This window comes from Yeosuana marina, from assembly GCF_011762485.1.
GTDB lineage: Bacteria > Bacteroidota > Bacteroidia > Flavobacteriales > Flavobacteriaceae > Yeosuana > Yeosuana marina.
Genome location: NZ_JAAKGI010000003.1, coordinates 282,648 through 306,351, shown reverse-complemented (window position 1 = coordinate 306,351; position 23,704 = coordinate 282,648). Strand labels below are relative to the sequence as shown.

At 32.2% G+C, this 23,704-nt stretch carries 12 protein-coding genes; 2 read left to right on the top strand and 10 right to left on the bottom strand.

What is annotated here, in order from left to right; translation table 11 throughout:
* Nucleotides 1-15: 15 nt before the first annotated feature.
* The 8 genes from G5V56_RS05905 to G5V56_RS05870 all read right to left on the bottom strand — a co-directional run bounded on the left by G5V56_RS05905 (nucleotide 16) and on the right by G5V56_RS05870 (nucleotide 17,250).
* Complete coding sequence (locus G5V56_RS05905; RefSeq protein WP_317166403.1) at nucleotides 16-1,791, bottom strand: glycoside hydrolase family 13 protein; 1,776 nt, start codon at nucleotides 1,789-1,791, stop codon at nucleotides 16-18.
* Between the two features lie 43 nt (nucleotides 1,792-1,834).
* Nucleotides 1,835-3,583, bottom strand: a complete 1,749-nt coding sequence (locus G5V56_RS05900) for a glycoside hydrolase family 13 protein (RefSeq protein ID WP_394366200.1) — start codon at nucleotides 3,581-3,583, stop codon at nucleotides 1,835-1,837.
* A gap of 2 nt (nucleotides 3,584-3,585) precedes the next feature.
* Nucleotides 3,586-4,497: an AraC family transcriptional regulator gene (locus G5V56_RS05895; RefSeq protein WP_240911230.1), complete on the bottom strand. Its 912-nt coding sequence runs from the start codon at nucleotides 4,495-4,497 to the stop codon at nucleotides 3,586-3,588.
* Entirely contained in the window at nucleotides 4,490-5,812 is a 1,323-nt protein-coding gene (locus G5V56_RS05890) for a vanadium-dependent haloperoxidase (protein ID WP_166962823.1), read from the bottom strand. The genes G5V56_RS05895 and G5V56_RS05890 overlap by 8 nt, the downstream gene beginning before the upstream one ends.
* Nucleotides 5,813-5,908: 96 nt before the next feature.
* Complete coding sequence (locus G5V56_RS05885) at nucleotides 5,909-9,175, bottom strand: VCBS repeat-containing protein (RefSeq protein ID WP_166963303.1); 3,267 nt, start codon at nucleotides 9,173-9,175, stop codon at nucleotides 5,909-5,911.
* On the bottom strand, nucleotides 9,144-12,500 hold the full coding sequence (locus G5V56_RS05880; protein WP_166962821.1) for a VCBS repeat-containing protein: 3,357 nt from the start codon (nucleotides 12,498-12,500) through the stop codon (nucleotides 9,144-9,146). The genes G5V56_RS05885 and G5V56_RS05880 overlap by 32 nt, the downstream gene beginning before the upstream one ends.
* Before the next feature lie 130 nt (nucleotides 12,501-12,630).
* Entirely contained in the window at nucleotides 12,631-14,154 is a 1,524-nt protein-coding gene (locus G5V56_RS05875) for a RagB/SusD family nutrient uptake outer membrane protein (protein ID WP_166962819.1), read from the bottom strand.
* Nucleotides 14,155-14,166: 12 nt separating this feature from the next.
* Nucleotides 14,167-17,250: a SusC/RagA family TonB-linked outer membrane protein gene (locus G5V56_RS05870; RefSeq protein ID WP_166962817.1), complete on the bottom strand. Its 3,084-nt coding sequence runs from the start codon at nucleotides 17,248-17,250 to the stop codon at nucleotides 14,167-14,169.
* Nucleotides 17,251-17,695: 445 nt separating this feature from the next.
* Here G5V56_RS05870 and G5V56_RS05865 point away from each other — a divergent pair, with 445 nt between their 5' ends.
* Both G5V56_RS05865 and G5V56_RS05860 read left to right on the top strand, forming a co-directional pair.
* On the top strand, nucleotides 17,696-19,735 hold the full coding sequence (locus tag G5V56_RS05865) for a glycoside hydrolase family 65 protein (protein ID WP_166962815.1): 2,040 nt from the start codon (nucleotides 17,696-17,698) through the stop codon (nucleotides 19,733-19,735).
* 88 nt (nucleotides 19,736-19,823) lie between these two features.
* Nucleotides 19,824-20,846, top strand: coding sequence for a LacI family DNA-binding transcriptional regulator (locus G5V56_RS05860; RefSeq protein WP_166962813.1), 1,023 nt, complete (start codon nucleotides 19,824-19,826; stop codon nucleotides 20,844-20,846).
* Nucleotides 20,847-20,862: 16 nt separating this feature from the next.
* On the opposite strand, the gene queG is transcribed toward G5V56_RS05860, so the two are convergent.
* Together queG and G5V56_RS05850 are read right to left on the bottom strand one after the other, a co-directional pair.
* Nucleotides 20,863-21,783: a tRNA epoxyqueuosine(34) reductase QueG gene (gene queG / locus G5V56_RS05855; RefSeq protein WP_166962811.1), complete on the bottom strand. Its 921-nt coding sequence runs from the start codon at nucleotides 21,781-21,783 to the stop codon at nucleotides 20,863-20,865.
* Between the two features lie 13 nt (nucleotides 21,784-21,796).
* Complete coding sequence (locus G5V56_RS05850; protein ID WP_206285875.1) at nucleotides 21,797-23,668, bottom strand: M1 family metallopeptidase; 1,872 nt, start codon at nucleotides 23,666-23,668, stop codon at nucleotides 21,797-21,799.
* Nucleotides 23,669-23,704: the final 36 nt, after the last annotated feature.

Genomic DNA, 23,704 nt, shown 5'->3' with positions numbered 1-23,704 from the left:
CTGGTTTAATTTATATTATTTAATTGAAAAAATGACGGCTTGATAAGGTAGCAGGTTTATTTTATTATTTTCAATATCTACTGATTCATAATTGTTGATTAGCGTTCCTTCTTTGGTTTCAATTTCTTTTAGATTAATATTTGAGTTGTGATCCGAAAAATTGAGTAGAATCAACATCCTTTTATCATTTAAGATTCTAGTATAGGCATAAATATTGGGGTGTTCAGCCTGTAAAAGGTGGTATGCTCCATATATTAATACAGGATTTTCTTTACGTAATTTTACCATCTTTCTAAAGTAATTCAGAATTGAATTTGGGGTTTTGTTTTCAGACGCTACGTTAACTTGATTGTAATTTTTATTGACCGACAACCAGGGTGTTCCGGTTGTAAAACCAGCATTGGCTTTGGTATCCCATTGCATGGGGGTTCTACCATTATCTCTAGCGCCACCCGTTTTTTGGTCTTCAATAAATTGTTGTAAATCACCTCCAGCTATCTTTACCTTTTCATATTCGGCAATGGTTTCAATATCTCTGTAGTCTTCAATACTATCAAAATATGCATTGGTCATGCCTATTTCATCTCCGTAATAATAATAAGGAGTGCCTCTCATGGATAGTAAAAATGTTGTGAGCATTTTTGAGGAATAGGCTCTAAACTTGGGAGTATCATTTCCCCAACGGGAAACCATTCTAGGTTGGTCATGATTTCCTAAATAGATGGTTCCCCATCCTTTATCTTTATAAACAGCATCCCAATCTGAATAGATTTTTTTGAATTCGACTAAGCTCCAATTAGGATCCATTTTTTTGAAATGCCCCGGTATGTATCCTAAATTTACACCGTCAAAATGATATCCCATATTGAGTTCATGACGGTCTTCATCAACAAAATTCAACGCTGTTGATTTTAGCATTCCTGCACCTTCTGCCAAAGACATGCAATCGTACTTACTTAAAACCTCACTGTTCATTTCTTTAAGATAATCATGTAAATGAGGCCCACTTGCCATATAAACATCCCAACGACCATGATAATTTTTATCTAAATCGGCTTGAGTTATCACCGGAAATGTGGTGTCTTTTGCAATAAATGGAATCACATCCATTCTAAATCCATCAATCCCTTTTTTAAGCCACCAATTCATCATGTCATAAATTTCATGACGGACTTTGGGATTCTCCCAATTTAGGTCGGGCTGTTTGTAACTAAAATAATGCAAATAGTACGCATTTGTTAAACTATCAAATCTCCATCCACTACCATCGGCCTCAAAAGCCCCCGGACGAAAGGCTGGTTTACCTTTTTCTGCTGGCCACCAATGATAGTAATCCCTGTAGGGATTGTCTCGTGATTTTCTACTTTCTTTAAACCAAGGATGCTCATCACTCGTATGGTTTACAACCAAATCCATAACCAGCTTAAGGCCTTTTTCATGCATACCTTTTAATAAAGCATCAAAATCTTCCATAGTGCCAAACTCTTTCATAATGCCTTTATAATCTGAAATATCGTATCCATTATCTGCATTGGGTGATCCGTAAATTGGATTTAACCAAACCACATCAATACCTAAACTTTTTATATAATCCAGTTTTGAAATGATACCTTTAATATCTCCAATACCATCACCATCAGTATCTTTAAAGCTTCGTGGGTAAATTTGATAAACGACCGCTTCCTTCCACCATGTTTTTGAAGGCACAGAAATTTCTGCTTTGTTTTCTGGTTCTTTGTTACAATGACTAAACATAAAAAAGGCTAGTAAAAGTGGTATAATTTTTTTCACAATTATTTTATTTTTTTGTTTATATTAAGTTGGATTTAAACGACTAATTTTTTAATGAGCAAATAACGGCTTGGTATGGTTTTAATGTTAGGTTACCATTTTCATCATTATTTAAGTCTTTATAATTATTAATTAGTATGGCCTCTAAATTTTTGGATTCTGGCAAATCAATGCTTGAATCATGGTCAGTAAAATTTAAAACTACCAACATTTTTTTGTCATCCAATGTTCTGGTATAGGCATAAATATTCTCATTTTCAGCTCCTAATAATTCATAATCTCCATAAATCAATACCTTATTGTTTTTCCTTAATTCGACCATTTTCTTGAAATAGTTCAATATGGAATTTGGATCTTTTTCTTGTGAGGCTACATTAATGGTTTTGTAGTTTTTATTAACAGGAAGCCATGGTTTTCCAGTGGAAAAACCAGCATTAACAGAATCATTCCATTGCATTGGTGTTCTACCATTATCTCGAGACAGGAAGTTTAGTTTCTTCATAAATAAGGCCATGTCCTGACCTTCAGAGAGTGCTTTTTTATAGCCATTTATGGCTGCAATGTCTTTGTATTGTGAAATACTATCAAAATCAATATTAGTCATCCCTATTTCATCACCATAATATATATAAGGTGTTCCTCTCATACTTAATAAAAAAGTATTAAGCATTTTTGATGAGACCGCCCTGAATTCTGGACTGTCATTTCCAAATCTGCTTACTAGTCTTGCTACATCATGATTTGAAAGAAAAATAGAAATCCATCCTTTTTTTGAAAAGGACTTGTCCCACTTGGTAAAAACTTCTTTTAGTTTAGATAATTTATACCCTTCTAAAGAATTAACCAGATCTACTCCCTCAAAATGATACGCCATTTGCAGTTCATTTCGATCTGCATCCACTAAGTTATGAGCCTCTTCTAGTGTGCTTCCAGCTCCTTCTGATACGGCGAAAACATCATATTTACTTAGAACCTCATCATTCATTTCTCTTAAATATGAATGTAAATTTGGCCCCATTCCATAATATTTTATAATGTTTTTTTCATAACCCTCTGGCAATTTAGGAAAGGTCGTGTCTTTACTTACAAACTGAAAAGCGTCTAAACGAAATCCATCGACTCCCTTTTCTGCCCAAAATTTCATAATATTATAAACCTCCTGTCTTACTTTTGGATTTTCCCAATTTAAATCGGGTTGCTTTTGGGAAAAATAATGCAGGTAATACGAGTTTGTTAATGAATCGTATTTCCATGCCTCACCTTTTTCGTCAAAGAAACTCCAGCGGTATGAAGGCTTTCCTTTTTCTGCAGGCCACCAATGATAATAATCCCTGTATGGGTTGTCTCGTGAGCTTCGGGATTGTTTAAACCATTCGTGTTCATCACTACTGTGGTTTACAACTACATCCATTACAAATTTCATGTTTCTGTCATGCATCCCTTTCAACAAGGCATCAAAATCTTCCATGGTTCCAAATTCTTTCATAATGGCTCTGTAATTACTAATATCATAGCCATTATCATCATTTGGTGAGGCATAAATAGGATTTAACCAAATCATATTTACCCCAAGACTTTTTATATAATCTAGTTTTTCTATAATGCCTTTTAAATCACCAATTCCATCGCCATCTGAGTCTTTAAAACTTCTTGGATATATTTGATACACCACTCCTTCCTTCCACCATTCTCTTGTTATTTCTGACGTATTTTTATCCTGCATTTGACTTTTTTTGTTAGTACAAGCACACATTGTTACTAGCAATAAAATGGGTAAGAGTAGAGTCTTCATCTTTAGTTATTATTTAGTGGCATGTATATTTCGGCTTTCCATCTTAATTCGTCTCCACCAAAATTAGGATTGTTATAAAAAACTTCTAATGGTGTTTTAGATACTTTAATTTTATTTTTTTTTGCGTACTCTAATAACGCATACCAAGCTCTATCTGATGTAATATAATTACCATTATAAACGGCTTTAATGGCTTTTTTGCTTTTAATCCATTTATATTTTATGATATCAAAATCAGGTAGCTTTTCTTGTTTTATTATTGGATAACAAAAATCAAAATGAATACTGTCGTTTTGCATATTCCAATTGGTAACATCTACAATAGGCCTGCCATTTAGAACAATGTGATTTTGAATAAGTACAGAATTTAACAATCCATAATTCTGCATCATGCCTTTAGCCTTATTATACTGTTTTGACTTAACTGAAACATATGCACAATAAACTTCCGGAATATTTACCTCTCCTATAATGGTAACCTTAAATTTATCTAAATGCTCTTTTAAAATAGTTACAAAATCTGTAATTGTAGTTTTTACTTCTTTTTCAAAATCTGTATAGCTAAACAAATTATCTATTCTATTTTTTAAGCTATGGTTTTCATCATTTATTCCAATATTTACTCGAGTTAGCGAATCGTTTATATTAACAAATTGCCAATGATAGATATAACTGTTACCCCGACTTACAATTTGTTGCTTAACATCGTTAAGTGATTTTTGTTTTACAATATAGGCACTGTCTAATATAGAATTACTCCATAATTTAAGTGTTTGATTAATAGTTCCAAAATTTGCTTTGGTTTTAAATGTTACTGTATAATCATATGGCTTTAATACATACCAAGCACACGTGCTTAAAAAAGTTACAGCAATAATCAATATTAAAAACCTTTTAAATTTTAAACTATTCATTGGTCATGTGAAGTCTTTTAACTATAAATCTACCTAAATCTTTACCTTGTTTCAATCCGTTTTCTATAGCGGCTCTGTAATGAATACCTCCATAAAGTCGGCTAATAGCGGCTTCGCTTGAAGCGGCATAAAATGATTTGAAATTTCTAACAGGCAACCCGTAAGGTGTTTCAGTATCATCATCAAAACTAAAATTATCACCAAAAATATCTGTTAAAATTACCGATGCAGCTCCAGAAACGACAGAGTGCCCACTAGTATATTCGGGAAAAGGAGGTGTTTGTAAAATTGGTTTCCAATTGTCGTTAAAATATAGATTAATCAAAGTTTCTGGACGAACTAGATTACTTCTGTATTTCTCATCCCAACAACTAATAAATGCATCAAACATAGCAATAGAAGCTTTTGTATATGCAAAAACAGTTTCATTATAATTAAAATTACTTTTTTTACAAGCAATTTTTGTAATTCCAATCCAATGAGCCCCAGGAGTAATTTTCTTTGTTGCAAACATTAAGTGACCTCTAGTAACCGACACATATGGATTACAATCCCAAAATTGTGCTATTTCTATTTCTTTTGAAGTATCTCCAGCTTCAGTAATTCGATTACTTGTATCATAAACTTCCTTTAACTCCTTATAAAATCTTGAGTTTTCATTTAAAGAAAACTCTGGTGGTGGAACAGGCTTAAATTGACTTACAGAATCTAAAACCAAGGGCCTTATTTTATTCCAATGTGGTTCGATACCATCCATGTAAGATGGTGGTGTAGGCTGCCATCTTGAAATATCATCCATATCAATACTGTATTTAGACATCGTCCTGGTTTGAATGTAATTGTCTTTCTCCATCCAAGCAGTAATATATTCGGAAACTTTTAAAGCATATTTTTTTGAATTTCTAAAAACTTCTGGATTTTCAGATTCCCAAATGTTATATAAACTATCTCTATATTCTACAATTTGATCTTCTGAAAAAATAAGTTTTCGGCTCAAATCTAAATGAGCAATTAGTGCGGATAATTCATAATTTATAGATTTAGAGTCGTCAGGGTCGGGAATAGCGGTTAACCCTGAGACTTGACCACTTAAAGACTTATATTTCCCACCTTGTTTGGCCAAAATCTCATATGCTGCAATATTTGGATATACAAAAATACGACTTGCCACAGGCGGTGAAAAAATATCATGAATCATTATTTGGACTACTCTGTCTACGGCATTATGATAATCATTTGGGGTAACAACAATAGGATCATATTTTCTACAAGAAGACATTAGAAGAAAAATCAAAACTATTTTAATAAATTTCATGTGTTTTTTATTTACTATTATTTAAAGTTTATATACTGTTCGCTATTAATTTTGCCTTGGGAGATACGCTTTTTAACATACTCATTTTATGTTCTATTAATTTGAAATTTTATACACTTCGGCATCGTCATTATTCATGGTTACCAATACATATGGTTTATTTTTTATATATATTATATTCAAATTTTTAACTTCCTTTTTACTAAAATCTATCCCCAGTTCTGCTGCTAACAATAATGTGTTAGCGTCTTTAATCAAAGCTCCTGAAAACGCATCAAACCTTCCATGAAAAGGAGCCACACCAAAATAATTTCCTCCCACCAATACTTCCTCTTTATTATCTTTATTGAAATCAAATTTTAAAAAACTAGTTATTGGTGCTAATTGTAATTCAGTTTCAAAAGGAATAAATTTAAAATCACCATTATCGTTTCTTAAGTACCCCGAACTTAAATTATAAACTTTTAAAATTTTAGCCTTCTCAAGCATATTGTTTTCTAAGATAGCGGTTATAGGTTGCCCAGCAAATGCTTTATAAGTAGTGTACTTTTTCTTTAAAAAAAGTAATTGATTTGCCAATTCATTCAGTCCTAATAAAGGGTAATACTCTTTATTTTTTTCTACACAAACAATCGTTTCGGTTTTTCCGTTATCATCAAAATCTGCATAATACATTTGCAAAGGAAATTTCTCTGAGGCTTTAAATTTTGTGTTAAGTCCCCAATTTCCTAATAAATAATCTGTGTCACCATCTCCATCTATATCAAAGGGTTGTATAGCTTGCCACAGGCCATTTAAATTGTCTGTTTTAACGACTTCTGTAAAACTTCCATTATTATTTTTATAAAATTTAGGAGACATCCATTCCCCCACGACAATTAAATCTTTTATTCCGTCGTTGTCAAAATCATCCCATACGGCATCAGTAACCATGCCTATATTTTCAAAAACTTTAGAATCTTTAATTTCAAAATTTCCATCGGTATTTACTAATAGAAAGGATGGCGGAGTTTTACCAAAATCATTTGTTACGGTATAATTCCCTATAAAAATATCTAAATCGCCATCATCATCAAAATCGTATGGTCTTACTACTGAAGCATTTTCGTAATAATCTGGTAATTTATGATTTACAAATGTTGAATCTTGTTGTATATAATAACTGTCCTGTAATGGTTTTGCTTTATTATAAAAATCAGCACCTCCAGTTCCAATAAATAAATCATTTTTCTTGTCATTATTGAAATCTGAAATAACTGCAGAGATATCTTCTTTTATGGAATCTTTTACAATACCGAAAAATTTATGAGCTATGTACGTTGAATCTTGTTGAAGATAAATTTTTGAAGATTTAAATTTTGATCCCCCAAAAAATATGTCCGCTTTTCCATCATTATTTAAATCGCCTACAGCAACAGCTGGTCCTTTGTTTGAAACTTGATAAGGAATCAGTTTTTGTCGAATAAAATCTGTATAATTATCTTCTTCGTGATGAAAATTAATCCCCAAATTATTATCAACTTTTTGAAATAATTTTTTAGTATTATCTGTATGGTTGACAAATATTTTTGTGTTTTTAGGCTTTAAAACGAGTGTTTGGTTAGTTGCTATATTTTTTTCAATTTGGTAGGTATAGTTGGGCCATACAATTTTAATGGAGTCGATAGTTTTAGCGTTCTTAAAACCAAAATGAATCATAGGTTCTGAAGAAGCCTGGAAACCTCGACATGTATATAACTCTTTAAATTGAATCGTTCCCTTATTATAGGCATAAACTTTTGTTCCAACACCAAACGTATTGGGTTTATCGTAATTAAATTTTAGTTTTAAATAGGTTGCTTTATTATTTGTTTGGTTTTGAAGAATAGTAGGAAGTTCATTTAAATTGGTAACAACCAAATCTAAGTCACCATCATTATCAAGATCTCCCATGGCTGTTGCATTAGAAACCGTAGGAACATTTTTATTTAACCAAGATGTTGATTTGTTTTCGAATAATAAGTTTCCTTTTCCCTCAAAAATATAGTTATTAACTTTACCTGATGGCATCATTGACAATGCTTGTTTATCAACTAAACTTGTTTTTTCTATTTTTTTTACTATTTGTTCATTAGAAACATAGTTTATATAATCTAAATCATTTGGGCGTTTTAAAATACCATTTGATATATAGATATCTTGTTCTCCATCCTGATTAAAATCTCCAAAAAGAGCACTCCAACTCCAATCTGTTGATGCAATACCACTTAATAAGGCTGTTTCTTTAAAGTTTCCGTTGGACTGATTTACCTGCATCATGTTTCTCACAAACTGATAATAGTAGCCGTATTGTTTTAAACGTAGTTTTTGAATTTGATAATCCTCGTCACCTTCTGAACTTTTAAGTACCTTTTCGTCTTCGGCATGCATATCTAGTGTTAATAAATCTGGTAAGCCATCATGATTAATATCTGCAACATCATTTCCCATGGAAAAGCGTGTTGTATGACCGAAATGCATTTTTAATTTATCAGTAAAAGTGCCATCGCCATTATTGATATAATAATAATCATCTTCATGAAAATCATTTCCTACATAGATATCTGGATAACCATCTTGATTAAAATCTGAAATGGCAAGACCTAATCCGTATCCATTTGGACCGCCAAAAATTCCAGATTGTTCGCTAACATCTGTAAATATTCCGTTATCGTTTCGCAACAATTTATCACCTGTTTGATAGTTTCTGCGATATCTTAAATTAGCATGTCCAAAAGATTCTTGTGTGTGAACCGCATGATTTAATAAGTAAATATCTAAATCGCCATCTAAATCATAATCTAAAAATGCCGCTGAGGAACTAAAAGAGGCATAATCAAGTGCATATTTGGTTGCAGATTCGGTAAAGGTTTCATCACCATTATTAATATACAATTCGTTATATCCACCAAATCCATTTATACCAACTACAGCACATACGTAGATATCTAAAAATCCATCACCATTAACATCTCCCATAATTGCACCCGTATTCCAAGTACTGTTACCTCTAATACCAGCTTTATCAGAAATATCTTCAAATTTAAAGTTACCTTTATTAAGGTATAATTTGTTTTTCACTTGATTTCCTGAAAAGAAGATATCTGGTAGTCCATCATTATTAATATCTCCTATAGCAACACCTCCACCATTGTAAAAATATAGATAGTCTAAAATACTTAAATCATCTGTTTCAGTTATTTGATTTACAAAGGTAATTCCTGTTTCGGTATCAGGAATTTCCTTAAATACTATGTCTTCCTTTCTATTACATCCAAGAAGTACTAATGCTACTGCGATAATAATGTAATTACTATTTAATTTCAAAAATCTTCGGTTTATCATCATTAATTACAACTATTAAATAAGTCTTTCCGTCTTTGTCTTTAAACGGCATAATATGTTTAACTTCATTTTTTACAAAAAAGCCACTTTTTGCATAATCTTGCCATTCAAAATTATTCTTTTGATCATTAATTAGTACCGATCCATAATTTGCATCTAAACGCGAAAATTGAGGTTTAAATTCAAAATTATTTCCTGCCATAACCAGATCTTTAAAGCCGTCGTTATTTATATCTGTACAACTAATATCGCAGACACAAGAAAGTTGAACATTAACAGGTAATGTTTTAATAGTAAACTTTCCATTTCCATTATTGATTGCTATAACAGATTCTGAAATATTAACTTTTTTAACTATGGTATTATTTATGGTTTCCTCTGAAAAAAGTTGATTAATTGTTCTTGCTGCATAATCTGAGGCTTTTAAATTTTCCTTTTTTAAAGACACTATTTGACTTGTTAATTCCTTTTTCATATGAATTGGATAATCACCATTATTTAAGTGTCTAGTAACAATTTGTTCTATGGTTCCGTTATTGTCGTAATCATTTATCCACATTTTCATAGGCTCCTTAAAAGAAGCACGATACAAGGTATTATCACCTTGGTTTCCCAAAATTAAATCTAAATCTCCATCATTATCTATATCTGATGCTTTAACAACATTCCACCAACCGTATAAGGTGTCGAGTGTAGAAGCTGTTTTATTTAACTGTCTGCCAGAATTTCGAAATATTTTTGGACTTCCCCAATCGGATACTGTAATTAAGTCCTTTTTACTATCTCCATCTACATCTTCCCATATGGCGCTTGTAATCATGCCAGCATCTTTAAGCGCATAACCAACCCTCTCTGTAGCATCAACAAAAGTACCATTACCTTGGTTCTCTAAAAATAACTGCTGTGGATTAACCCCATAGGTCCCTACAACACTTCGAGATCCAACAAATACATCAATGTCTCCATCTCCATCAAAATCATATGGGGCTATGACCGATATATTATTCTTAGTAAAAGGGATGTACTTGGAGTCTTTTGTAAAATTACCTTTACCATCATTTATATAAAGCCTAATTTTATATTTAGATTCCTCTCCAACTTCATTACCACTTGCTGCAACCATTAAGTCCTTATCACCATCTCCATCAGCATCAAAAAATGCTGCAGCTGTGTCTTCATAATTAGCATCTTCTTCAAATACTCTGGAGAATTTTGGTACTAATTTAGCTTCGCCTTTGTTAAGATATAATGCGCCTTCTTGATTTTTTCCTCCTCCAATAAACACGTCGTCATTTCCGTCATCATTAACATCTGCAACTGCTAAAGCTGGTCCTTCTTGTGAGAGTTTTTTTGAAATTAATCCTTCAAAATCAAAATCAGAATAGGTGTTTTCTTTATGAGCCATTAACTCGTTAGGAAGCTCTTTAAAAAATGTTTTATAGTTTTGCTTTTTAGGAATTTTATAATCGGAAACCGCATCAGTTTGTTTTAAATTTAATAATTGATTGACCTTAATATTAGTGAGTTTTTGAGTTTTACTATTAGGCCAAATGATACGTATGGAATCGATTTTTGATATGTTCCCTAGTCCTATGGTCATCACATAATCAACGGAGGACTGAAACCCTCTTGAAGGCATAAGTTCTTGGGTGAAAATCTTATTTTGAGCGTATATTTTTGCAGTGCTACCTATTGCAAACGTATTAAGTTTATCTCCTTCAAGTTTTATTTTTATATAATTATTTTGTGTGAGTGATTCGCTATTATTTTTATAAATAAACGATGGCATATTAACATTGTTAACTACTAAATCTAAATCGCCATCATTATCTAAATCAGCATAAGCAGCGCCATTAGAAAAGCTAGGGGTATTAAACCCCCAAACATCAGTCTCATTGATGAAAGTGAGATCTTTATTATTTTTATAGGCATAATTGGGTTGTGGTTTCTGAGGCATTTTATTAATAATAGAATCAATAGCTTCCTTTTGTCCTGTTAAAACCATGTTTTGTATTATATCATTTGCAAAAAAATCTACAAAATCTATATCTGTAAGATCGTGATTAACGCCATTGGTAATGTAAATATCGCGATAACCATCGTTATCCATATCGAACAATAATCCTGCCCAACTCCAATCGGTTTTTGCAACACCACTAAAATTCGCCGTTTCTGAAAAGGTATTATTACCGTTGTTTATTTGAAGTGTATTTTGAATATATTGTTGATAAAAATCTTTGCTTTGCTTTAGCTTAAACACGTTATAGCTCTCAAATTCCATAACCGATTTAATACGCTGGTCTTCCTCGGGAAGCATATCTGTAATAAATATATCTGATAAACCATCATTATTAACATCCGCAATATCAACACCCATAGCAGATAAACACAAATGTGAGGTCCAATTTTTTATATCTTCTGTAAAAGTTCCGTCTTGATTATTTATATATAAATAGTCACGTTCATAAAAATCATTTGAAACATAAATATCTGGATACAAATCGTTATTGATGTCTGTAACCATTACACCTAGTCCGAACCCTATAAGGCTTCCATAAATTCCTGCCTCTTCACTAACATCAACAAATTTTCCATTGTCATTTCTTAAAAGCATATCACCAACACCACGAAAAATATGTGGCACATTTTCCCAGTCCTGAGCTCTTTTATTTCTTTGATCGGCATATCCTAGACTGCTTACCGGAATATTACTATTGTTTAAAATATAGGCATCCAAATCACCATCTTTATCGTAATCGAAAAAAGAAGCTTGTGTTGAGAAACCAGATTTTGCAAGATTATAGTCATCAGCTTTTTGAGTGAATGTTAAGTCTCCATTGTTAATGTATAAGTCATTATCGTGGTTATTACCCTCCATGTTACCGGCATTACTAACATAAATATCTAACAAGCCATCGTGATTAATATCGACCATTACCACACCAGTAGACCACGGTTTATTTCCTTCAATCCCCGCTTTTTGCGATATATCTTCGAACTCAAAGTTACCTTTATTAAGGTATAATTTATTTTTTACTTGATTTCCAGAAAAAAATATATCGGGTAAATTATCGTTGTTAATATCTCCAATAGCAACTCCACCACCGTTATAAAAATTTCGATATTTAAAAATGTTGAAATTCTTTTGATTGATAACTGTATTTACAAAATCAATTCCTGTTTCGCTTGATTTCATTAATGTAAATAGCTTGTTGGTTTCTTTTTCTGCTAAATTGTTAGAATTATTGTTTTTTGAATTACAGGAGTAAAATAAAATTATGAACACCAAAAAACTTAACGACTTCAATATAAAACACTTATTCATTTTAAATAAAAACTATTTAATAATTATTTCTTGAATTAATATACACCATTCTTGACTATATTTAAACAAAAGAGGGTACATTTAACATACACCCTCTTTTTCAACTAAAAAAACAATTCCGCATTTAAAATTAATACCCCTCGTTTTGTATTAAATTAGGGTTAGATATTATAGCAACTGATGGAATTGGATATAAATTCCTGTATGTATCAGTATTTGATTTAAACTCCCAAGGCTCGCTAAATTTACCAAAACGTATTTGATCATTACGTCTCCACATTTCGTCGTAAAGCTCACGCCCTCTTTCGTCAAGAATATTTTGTTCTGTTAAAGACGTAAATGGTGTTGCACTTCTTTTAGTACGTAGCTCATTAACTAAATCCAATGCGGTTTCGCTAGAAGTCCCACCACGAAGTATAGCTTCAGCTTTCATTAAGTGTGCATCGGCATATCTAAACAACACCGATTTAGGTGCAAAGGCTCCGTTTTCTGGGTGATATTTTATAACTCTGATACCTGTAACTTCATTGTTACCTAATAAACCGGGTAATTCTTTTGTAAATGATAGAGGATTACCAGTTCTATCTGTCATAGCTGCTCCAGTTTCATCATATTGTTGACCAATTAAAAATCCATAGCCAATACCTAAATGCGATCCATCAGTTGGAACAAATCCTCTTCTCTCCTCTTGACCAGATCCAGGCACATTTATATTAGGATCTCCTTCAAATAAATCATAGAATTCTGCTAAGGTTGTAAAACCATTCCATCCACCACCTTCGTTGTCTGGTGAATTTTGTTTATAATGTAAAGTATTCCATATTCTAGCACCTACATCAGCAGTTGAGAACCATATAACCTCATTGTTAACTTCATTCTTAAAAAGATCAAAATACCCAGTTTGTAAATCAAACCCATCTGCTTTAATGGCATCAACATAGTCAACCACTTTCGTCATATCCGCAGGATCAACAGATGTACCAGTGTATATATGTTTGTTTAAGTATAATTTGGCCAATAAAAAATTGGCTGCCGCTCTTGATGCTCTGTTTAAAGTACTACTTGGTCCAGAGACAGGCAAATTAGGTAAGGCCTCTGTTAAATCTTGAACAGCAAAGTCGAAAGCTTCTACTCTATTTTTTACCGAGGGATTTACATCTTGACCTTCATCGGGTGTTCTAAAAGGTGCTTGACCATATAAATCTACTAACCAATATGTCATATAAGCTCTTAAAAATTTAGCTTCTGCCACTTCTTGAGCAGACCCATTACTTCGTGGGTCAATAATTAAGGAAGCTTTATAAACGTTTTGATTCAGATTATTCCATGAATTAGTAATATCTCTGTGATTAGCATCCCAGTTATGATCATGTAAGTTACGCCATACACCATTATCTCCCCAGTCGGTACCACGCGTTGGCACTAACAATTCATCCGAACTTACTTCACTTAACGCAAATAAATTTTCTTGTGTTCCTATTTGACCTCTAAAGTCATTGTAAAGGCCATCCAAAGCAGCCCCAGGATCAACTCCTTGAAAATCTGAAGATAAACCCTCGTCAAACTTCGAATCTGTCGCTTCTATTGCTAAATCTGTACAACTCATTACGGCAAATAGTACCGAAAGAGTCAATAATTTAATTATTTTTTTCATTTTTAATTTTTTTTAAAAAGTTGCATTTATTCCGAATGTAACCGTTGTTGGTCTTGGAAAAGCTGTATAGTCTATTCCAGCAGATGGTATGTTGTTTAACGATTTTGGTGTATCAACTTCAGGATCTAATCCAGAATAAGGCGTGATAACAAATAAGTTTTGCCCTGTTAATGATAAACGCATACTTTTAAAGAATTCTTTATCTTTAAGGTTTAAGTTATATCCTATTGCGAGATTTTGTAATCTTAAAAAATCACCTTTCTCTAAAAATCTTGTTGAAACATCTGGTGCATTTGCTGCAGCCTCTCCATTAGTTAATACATCTCTTGTTACGTTTTGTCCACTATTAATAATACCCGCAGTAAAAAAGGCATTCGCAGTGTTATTATAGATATATTGACCATATTGTCCTGCTAAGAAAATATTAGCATCCCAGTTTTTATATGAAAAACTACTTGATATCCCTAAAGTTATATCGGGTAAAGCACTTTTACCAACAAATTCTTGTCTATCACCATTAGGATAAATAGAAATTCCATTGGAATCAAATCCTCCAAACTCTCTTAGATAATATGAAAATAATGGATGACCTTGTGCTAATAATTGTGCATAAGCACCAGTTAAACCATTACCACTTATTTGACCTGTTTGAATTAATCCATCAAAGTCTTGAACTTCATTCTCATTATAAGAAATATTAAATCCAACATTCCAATTGAGTTCTTCTTGCTGAATTACATCGTAATTTAAAGCAAATTCAATCCCCTTATTAATAACCTTTGCATTAACATTAGCGAAAACAAAAGGTTGAACCGCAGGTTGAGCAGATGTTTGTTGTAACAGTAAATCTTTTGTTGTTTTGTGATAAACATCTATAGAACCATTTAAACGATCGTTAAAAAATCCAAAATCAATTCCAATACCAGCTTGCGCCGTTTCTTCCCATTTAAGATTTGCATTTGCAAAGGCGATAAATCCACCACTACCTAAATTCACATCTCCTCCGTTTCCTATACTAGGAGCCGAAAAACGCTCTCTAGGAATAAATTGTGCATAACTTAAACCATCTTGATTTCCTGTAATACCATACCCTAAACGTAATTTAAGTGTTGAAAACGATTCTGGAATAAAATCTTCATCAGCCATTTGCCAGGCAAAAGCACCTGAAGGGAAATAACCATATCGATAATTTGGACCAAATTTTGAGGAGCCATCTGCACGTAATGTAAACGTAAATAAATATTTATCTTTTATTTTATAGTTAAGACGACCAAAAAATGATTGTAGGTAATCTGTATTGTTATATAAATCTCCAGTTAATGAACTAACAGCTATTCCACCTGGAGCCGAAACTGACACATTTGAGTTAATCTCTGGTAAAATTTGATTAACAAATAAGCCAGCAGAGCTATAACCGTATTGTTGGTAAGGAATTGATATACTATTTTGAATCCTATTGGAAGCACTTCCTAAACTTGAAGCCATCTCATTTAAACCAGCTGTACTAAATCCAAATCCATTAACGGTTCTACCATAATTTTGGAAACTCTGATAAGAATATCCTGCTAATACTTCTAAATTTGAGTTTTCAAATTCTTTAGTATAGTTTAAAGTAACATCCATCAATGTATTCTTCACGTTAACATCTTGAATTGTACCTCTTCCATTTCCAGTGGCTCCATTATTAAAACCATCAATATCTCGAGAAATCATTTGAGCTCTAGTTGCACTAGACTCGTCGTAACCTAAATTTACTTTTGCCTTTAAATTACTAACTATGCTGTATTCTGCAGAACCATTAAGCAGCGTTCTGTTTGTATGATTTAAATCTTGATAATAATCCAATAATTGTATTGGGTTCAACTTACCATCTCCACTGGTAAAACCAAGACTATTAGGCCATGTAGGGTTTGCAAAATAGACGGCCCCAAGTAAATCTCCTTGAGAACCCGCATTATTGGTTACATAAGGTGACTCATCATTCACTCGAGAAATAGATGCGTTAACATCTAATTTCAACTTCCCCTCCAAAAATTTATGAGAAGCATTTATTCTTCCAGTTATTCTCTCTTGAGATGAGTTTTCAATAACTCCTAATTGATTGCCATATCCAAACGAACCTCTTACATAACCATCTCCGTAATTATTGGAGTATGAAAGTGAGTTGTTAATAGACAATACAGATCTATAAATTTGATTTTGCCAATTGGTATTAGAGCCAAAATCTAAAGCAGAAGCATTTCCTCCGTATTGGGTTATAGCTCCTAAAAACTGTGGCCCATCAAGTAAATCGAATTTTTTACGAACGGAAGATGAACTAATATTTGAGGAAAACTCAAATACACCTCCACCGCCTTTTTTACCACTTTTAGTTGTTATAATAACAACACCATTTGCGCCACGAGATCCATAAATAGCGGTAGCTGAAGCATCTTTTAAAATACTCATACTCTCAATATCATTGGGATTTAAAAAACTTAAAGGGTTCTTAGCAGATCCCCCTCCGCCACCTAAATCAGCACCTCCAGCAGTTCCGCCATCAGATAACGGAATACCATCAACAACAAATAATGGGTTATTATTAGATCTTACAGAAGATGTTCCACGAATACGTACAGAAATACCCGCACCAGGCTCTCCGCTTGATTGTGTAATTTGAACACCTGCAGTCTTACCTTGAATTAATTGTTCTGGTGAAGAAATTACACCTCCATTAAAATCCTTTGCTGAAACCGATGTTACAGCACCAGTAGCATCTTTGACTGTGGTTGTACCATAACCAATTACTACAACTTCATCAAGTTGAGCTGCATCTTCTGCTAAAGTGACAGTTATAACAGATCCAGACACTACAACTTCTTGAGCTAAATAACCAACGTATGAAAACACCAAAGTATCTCCATTATTAGCATTGATTGCAAAATTTCCGTCAAAGTCCGTTACCGTTCCTGTAGTAGTACCTTTAACAAGTACGTTTACTCCTGGTAGTGGCCCTGAAACATCAGATACAGTACCTGTAACTGATTGCGCATAAGTAAAACTTCCTAATAGCAAAGCTAAAGGTAGTAATACCTTTTTAAGTAATTTGTTTTTCATTTTGAGTTAGTTGATAAATTAGTTTAATTAATTAACATCTTTTTGAGTTATTGTTAAAACAATGTTAAGTTAGTTACGAATTTTGCTTATTTTTTCCTACTAACAAAAATAAACCTAAAAAAAACGTCTATTTTTTACCGAAAACGTTTTCGTTAATTCCTAAATCATCAATTTAAGCCTTATTTTATTACTGATATACGAGTTTCGCCTATTTTAAATATCAAAAAAATAATACATGTTATTTTAAATTAAATATTTCGTAAAGATTATCTGTTTTTAGGATTAATTACAGAATAATATCTAAATCTAATTTAGAAATTCAACTAAAACATCATACTCTCTAAATCTTTTTTGGTATTCTTTTAAAAGAATTTTAATCTCTAATGCTTTTAATGTTTTTAAATAAAGTATTTTTAAAACTGAATACTATAAATATTACCGTAAAATGAAAAAAATTCATCTGATTCTAGTTCTATTTTTATCTATAACAACCATAGTTATGTCACAAAATGATGGCTGGAATATTTCAACCACAAACACAAAAAACTATACTGGTATTGTTATGGCCAATGGACGAATTGGAATACTGCCCTCAGAAAAACCTTTTCAAACCAAACAAATTATTTTAAACAATGTGTATGATAAAGAATCTATCCTGGGTGTTAGTAAAATTTTACAGGGAATGAATTTTGGCAATTTAGAATTAGAAATTGATGGTGAAAAAATTACTGAAAACAATATTACCAATTGGTCTCAAACGCTTAACATGAAAGAAGCCTATTTTAATACTTCTTTTACTTTTAAAGATAAAGCTAAAATATCCTATAAAATTTATGCCTTAAGAAATGTCCCATATTCTGGATATGTAGATATTAAAATTGAAGCTACAAAAGATATTTCATTAAAAGTAACTGGAATCATTGAAACTCCTAAAGAATACAAAAACCCAATAAGTTCTTATAGAATTTTAAGAGATAATGAAGTTACCATGCCCATTCTTCAAACGGTTGCAAAAAGCAGGCTTGAAAGACATACTGTTGCTACAACTGCTACATTTATATGGCATGGCATTAAAAATGGTGATGAGCATCTTCGACCAGAATTGACTAATCAAAAAGTCTCAGAATATAATAATCAACTTTCTTTTAAGAAAGAAATAAAAAAAGGCAAATTTCTTGATTTTGCATGGACTGCAGCTGAATGCTCTACACAAGATTTTAATGATCCTCAATCAGAATCTGAACGTTTTGTGATTTTTAATTTATTAACCCCAAAGGCTGATTTATTAAAACAGCATACCGATTTATGGAGCAAATTATGGCAAAGTGATATTATAATTGAAGGTGATTTACAATCACAACAAGATGTTAGACTTGCCTTATACCATTTATATAGTTTCGGACGGAGTGATTCAAATTTAAGTATCGCTCCGATGGGATTATCATCTCAAAACTATAATGGTCATATTTTTTGGGATACAGAACTTTGGATGTATCCTCCGTTGCTATTATTACATCAAGATATTGCAAGATCATTGGTTAATTATAGGTCAGACCGCATTGAAAAGGCAAAACAAAAAGCCATAAATTTTGGATACAAAGGGGCCATGTTTCCCTGGGAAAGCGACGATACTGGGGAAGAAGCTACACCTGCATGGGCTTTAACAGGAACTTTTGAACATCATATTACTGCTGATATAGCCATCGCCTTTTGGAATTATTATAGGGTAACTAAAGATGAAAAGTGGCTTAAAGAACGTGGATATCCCATGATTAAAGAAGTAGCAGATTATTGGGTTAGTCGGTCTGCTAAAAACACAGATGGTTCTTACTCCATAAAAAATGTGGTTGGTGCCAATGAGTTTGCACCTAATGTGGATGATAATGCTTTTACAAATGGCTCTGCCATAACCGCATTGCAATATGCAGTCTTGTCTGCAAATGAACTTGGATTAACACCTGACCCATTGTGGAATGACGTTGCTAAACATATTAAAATCTATAAATTCCCTGATGGCACCACCATGGAACATAGCAAATATAATGGCGCTATTATTAAACAAGCAGATGTTAATTTGCTAACTTTCCCATTAGATATTGTTAATGACAAAGCTAATATTTTAAAAGATTTGAAATATTATGAGCCAAAATTAGCAAAAGAAGGTCCTGCTATGGGGAAATCCGTTTTCGCTGTTATATATGCCCGATTAGGCGATTCAGAAAATGCATTTCGCTTATTTAAAGAAAGTTATATTCCTAACAAACGCCCTCCTTTTGGCGCGCTTTCTGAAACAGCTACAGGGCATGAACCCTATTTTGCTACTGGGGCTGGTGGTATGTTGCAAACTGTTTTATTTGGCTTTGGAGGTTTACACTTAACTGAAAATGGGATAGAACAAAAAAATCCTATTTTGCCTAAAGAATGGACATCGCTAACACTTAAAGGAATTGGTATTGACAAAAAAGAATATATTATTAAGAATTGATTTTTTTAGGCATATTTTCGTAAATTAACTTTAACTAAAATACATTGTCAACATAGTTTAATTATATTCTTCCCCAACAATAAAAGCAATGAAAACAACAACATTAAAAGAAATTGCAGAACAACTGGGGTTATCTGTTACCACGGTTTCTAAAGCTCTTAAAGATTATCCTGATGTAAGTAAAAAAACAAAAGAACTTGTAAAAAATTTAGCAGACAAATTAAATTATGTTCCTAATTCTTTTGCAGTAAGCCTGAGAATGAAAGAATCGAAAACTATCGGAATTATAATCCCTACAATGGTTCACTATTTTTTTTCTAAAGTTATTGAAGGTGTTTTAAAAGAAGCTGAGAAAAAAAATTATATGATTATTTTATTACAATCCAACGAAAGTTATGAGCTTGAAAAAAAACAAGTTGATTTACTTATAAACAAAGGTGTAGATGGTATTTTAATATCCTTATCAAATAAAACTAAGGACTTAGAACATTTAAAAAAAATTATAAAACGGGGTATTCCTCTAGTTTTGTTTGATAAAATTGCAAAAACCATTAACTGCTCAAAAGTCTTGATTGATGATAGAAAAGCGGCCTATGAAGCAGTTTCTTTTCTAATTCAAAAAGGGCATAAACGAATTGCTCATTTTAGAGGCGACCTGAATCCTCAAAATTCTATTGATCGTTTTTTAGGGTATAAAAAAGCATTAATTGATCATAATATTGAATTTGATTCATCATTAGTATATATCTGTAATAATAACGATGATTTCAATGATGGATTTAATAATGCTGAAAAATTGATAAAAGATCATGGAAAGAATGTTGACGCCATTTTTGCAGTAAACGACCTTTTAGCAATAGGGGCAATAAATTATTTTAATAAAAAGAAAATAAAAGTTCCCGAAAGAATTGCATTGTTTGGCTTTAGTAATTGGTTTATGTCTTCTGTTATTACTCCTTCATTATCCTCTATTGAACAACATGGTTTTAAAATGGGTGAAAAATCAGCTCAAATTTTATTAAATGAAATATATTGTAAACAAAAAGGAATTAAAATTGAACATCAAAAAATTATTATAGACACAGAATTAGTACTTAGGAATTCTTGTTAATTCTTTGAAAATAATTTTATTTCAAAAAATTAATATTCCTTTTTAAACCTGAAAGTTTAGTTCTTTTTACAGCTGAATTTTTAAAGATTTTCTTAAAAACATCTTCGGTAATGTCTTCCCAATCTTCTCTGGTCATAGACAATAATTCTGGATTTGGATTAAATAATGGTTCATTATGTGATTTCGAAAACCGGTTCCAAGGACATACATCCTGGCACACATCGCAACCAAACATCCAGTCATCAAACTGTCCTTTAAATTCTGTAGGTATATTTTCTTTTAATTCTATAGTAAAATACGAAATACATTTACTCCCATCAACCAAGTAAGGTTCAGTAATAGCCTGTGTAGGGCAAGCATCAATACAAGCCGTACAGGAGCCACAATGATTGGTTGTTGGTAAATCATACTCCAATTCTAAGTCTACAATCAGTTCTGCAATAAAATAAAATGAACCAATCTGTTGGGTTAAAAGGTTGCTATTTTTTCCAATCCAACCTAATCCGGATTTTGCGGCCCAGGCTTTATCTAAAACAGGTGCCGAATCTACAAATGCACGACCATGAACCTCTCCAATTTCTTCTTGAATAAAATTTAGTAACGATTTAAGTTTATCTTTTATCACAAAATGATAATCGGTTCCAAAAGCATATTTGGAGAGTTTATAGCTGTTTGCTGTTTGCTTTTCGCTAGGGTAATAATTAAGTAATAACGAGATGACACTTTTAGAATCTTCAACTAATTTCGTTGGATCTAAACGCTTATCAAAATGGTTTTCCATATACTGCATTTGCCCATGCATATTATTACGTAACCACTTTTCTAGATGAGGCGCTTCTTCTTCTAAAAATTGGGCTTTGCTAACACCACAAGACAAAAAACTGAGGCGTTTGGCTTCGGTTTTAATAAGTTGTGTATGTTTTTGAATGGTATTCAAAAAAAATAATCAATTAGTTGTTCCAAATATTATTCGATGTATCTGCATCCATAAAAATACCACCATCTATTTTAATTTGACTAATATCTTTATCACTTTTTAAAGTAACGGTTACTTCTGTTGCGTTATTTTTCCAAATTTCTGGCGTTTGATGAAACTCTTTTGTAGTTCCATCTTTAAAAGTAACCATAATATTAAATGGCGCAGGCATACCTCCTATATTTTCCAGTTTAAGGATGGTTTCATTTTTATTAGTAGTCACCTCATTTATAGCTATATCAATATAATTGTTGCTAAAGTACCAGTTATCCCAAAACCAATTTAAATTTTGTCCAGAAATATCATTCATAGAATAAAAGAAATCCCATGGTATAGGGTGTTTTCCATGCCAACGCTCCATATAGCCTTGCAATGCTTTTTTAAAGATATTATCGCCCAACATATCTTTTAATGCCAAATATCCCAAGGCAGCTTTGCCGTATTCATTATTCCCTAAAGCAACACCGCTCAAGATATTTGAAGGTGTTATAATAGGAATTTCTTCTTCCATAGATGTATCATTAATCCATTGATTAACTCTAAATAATTTAAAAAAATCTGTTGCTTTCTTTTCTCCTAAATCTGAAATTCCTATAAGATATTCTAATGTAGTTGCCCATCCTTCATCCATAAATCCAAAACGGGTTTCATTAATTCCCATATAAAATGGAAAATAGGTATGGGCAATTTCATGTTCTACCACAAAACGAGTGTATGTTGGATCTGACTGTGAGTTATCATTGACCATCATAGGGTATTCCATATCGGCAAAACCGCGAACAATGGTAGATTTTGAAAACGGATAAGGCACACCTGGATAGTTATTTGAGAACCAATCTAAAGAGTGTTTCCCATAATTCACCATCTCTTTAAAATCTGTTGATTTTTCATCATAAGCCGCTTGCACGCTTGCTCTCCTATTTGTCTTACTATCAACAATAACACTACCTGCATCCCAATTATAATGATCGCTTACAGCAATAGCTATATCTGTAATATTTGATGCTTTCCACTTCCATGTATTGGTGACATTTTGTTTAGTGATTTGTTTGTTTTCTAAATCGTCTTTCGTTGCTATGTTTATAACATCATCACTAGTCATTGATTTTTTTAAACGCTCTGCATATTTTTTTTGTAAAACATCTTCTGGATTCAACAAATCTCCCGTTGCCCAAACAATATAATTTTTAGGTACGGTAACTTCAAATGTGTAATTATTAAAATCGTTATAAAATTCTTGTGATCCTGTAAATGTCATCTTATCCCAACCTTGATAATCATCATATACGGCAACGCGCGGAAAAAAATAAGCTAAGAAAAATGTATTGGAATCAATAGCACCTTCTCTTCCGCTTTCTTCAGACATGTTATAATGCCAGTCTATAGCTAAATTTACTTGCTGCTTTGGTAATAGTGGGGTTGCTAATTGAATTATTTTATTAGTTCCATCATTGATGTCATTCCATGTTTTTTCCAAACCATTTTCTGTATACCTATCAATATGAATACCCGATGTTAAAAATTTATTTGAAGCAGAAGACAATCTTGCAGCTCCTGGTTTATGATTATTAAGTATTAATTTATAGTTTAAAACTTTTAGGGTGTCTGGGCTATTGTTTGTATAGGTAATCGTTTCGCTACCCGTAATCGTTTTATTAGGTGGTGCTATTTGAAGTTTAATTTGATAGTCTGCTGTATTCTGCCAATAATCTTCACCAGGCTTACCGTTTTTACTCCTCGTTTTATTTTTATAAGCTTGTTTTACATCTCTTGGAATATATAAATCTTGGGCAAGACTTATTGTTGTTATGAATAAACAACTTGCTACTAAAATTATCCTTTTCAATATACTATTAATTTAAAATGAAATATATTGTAAACG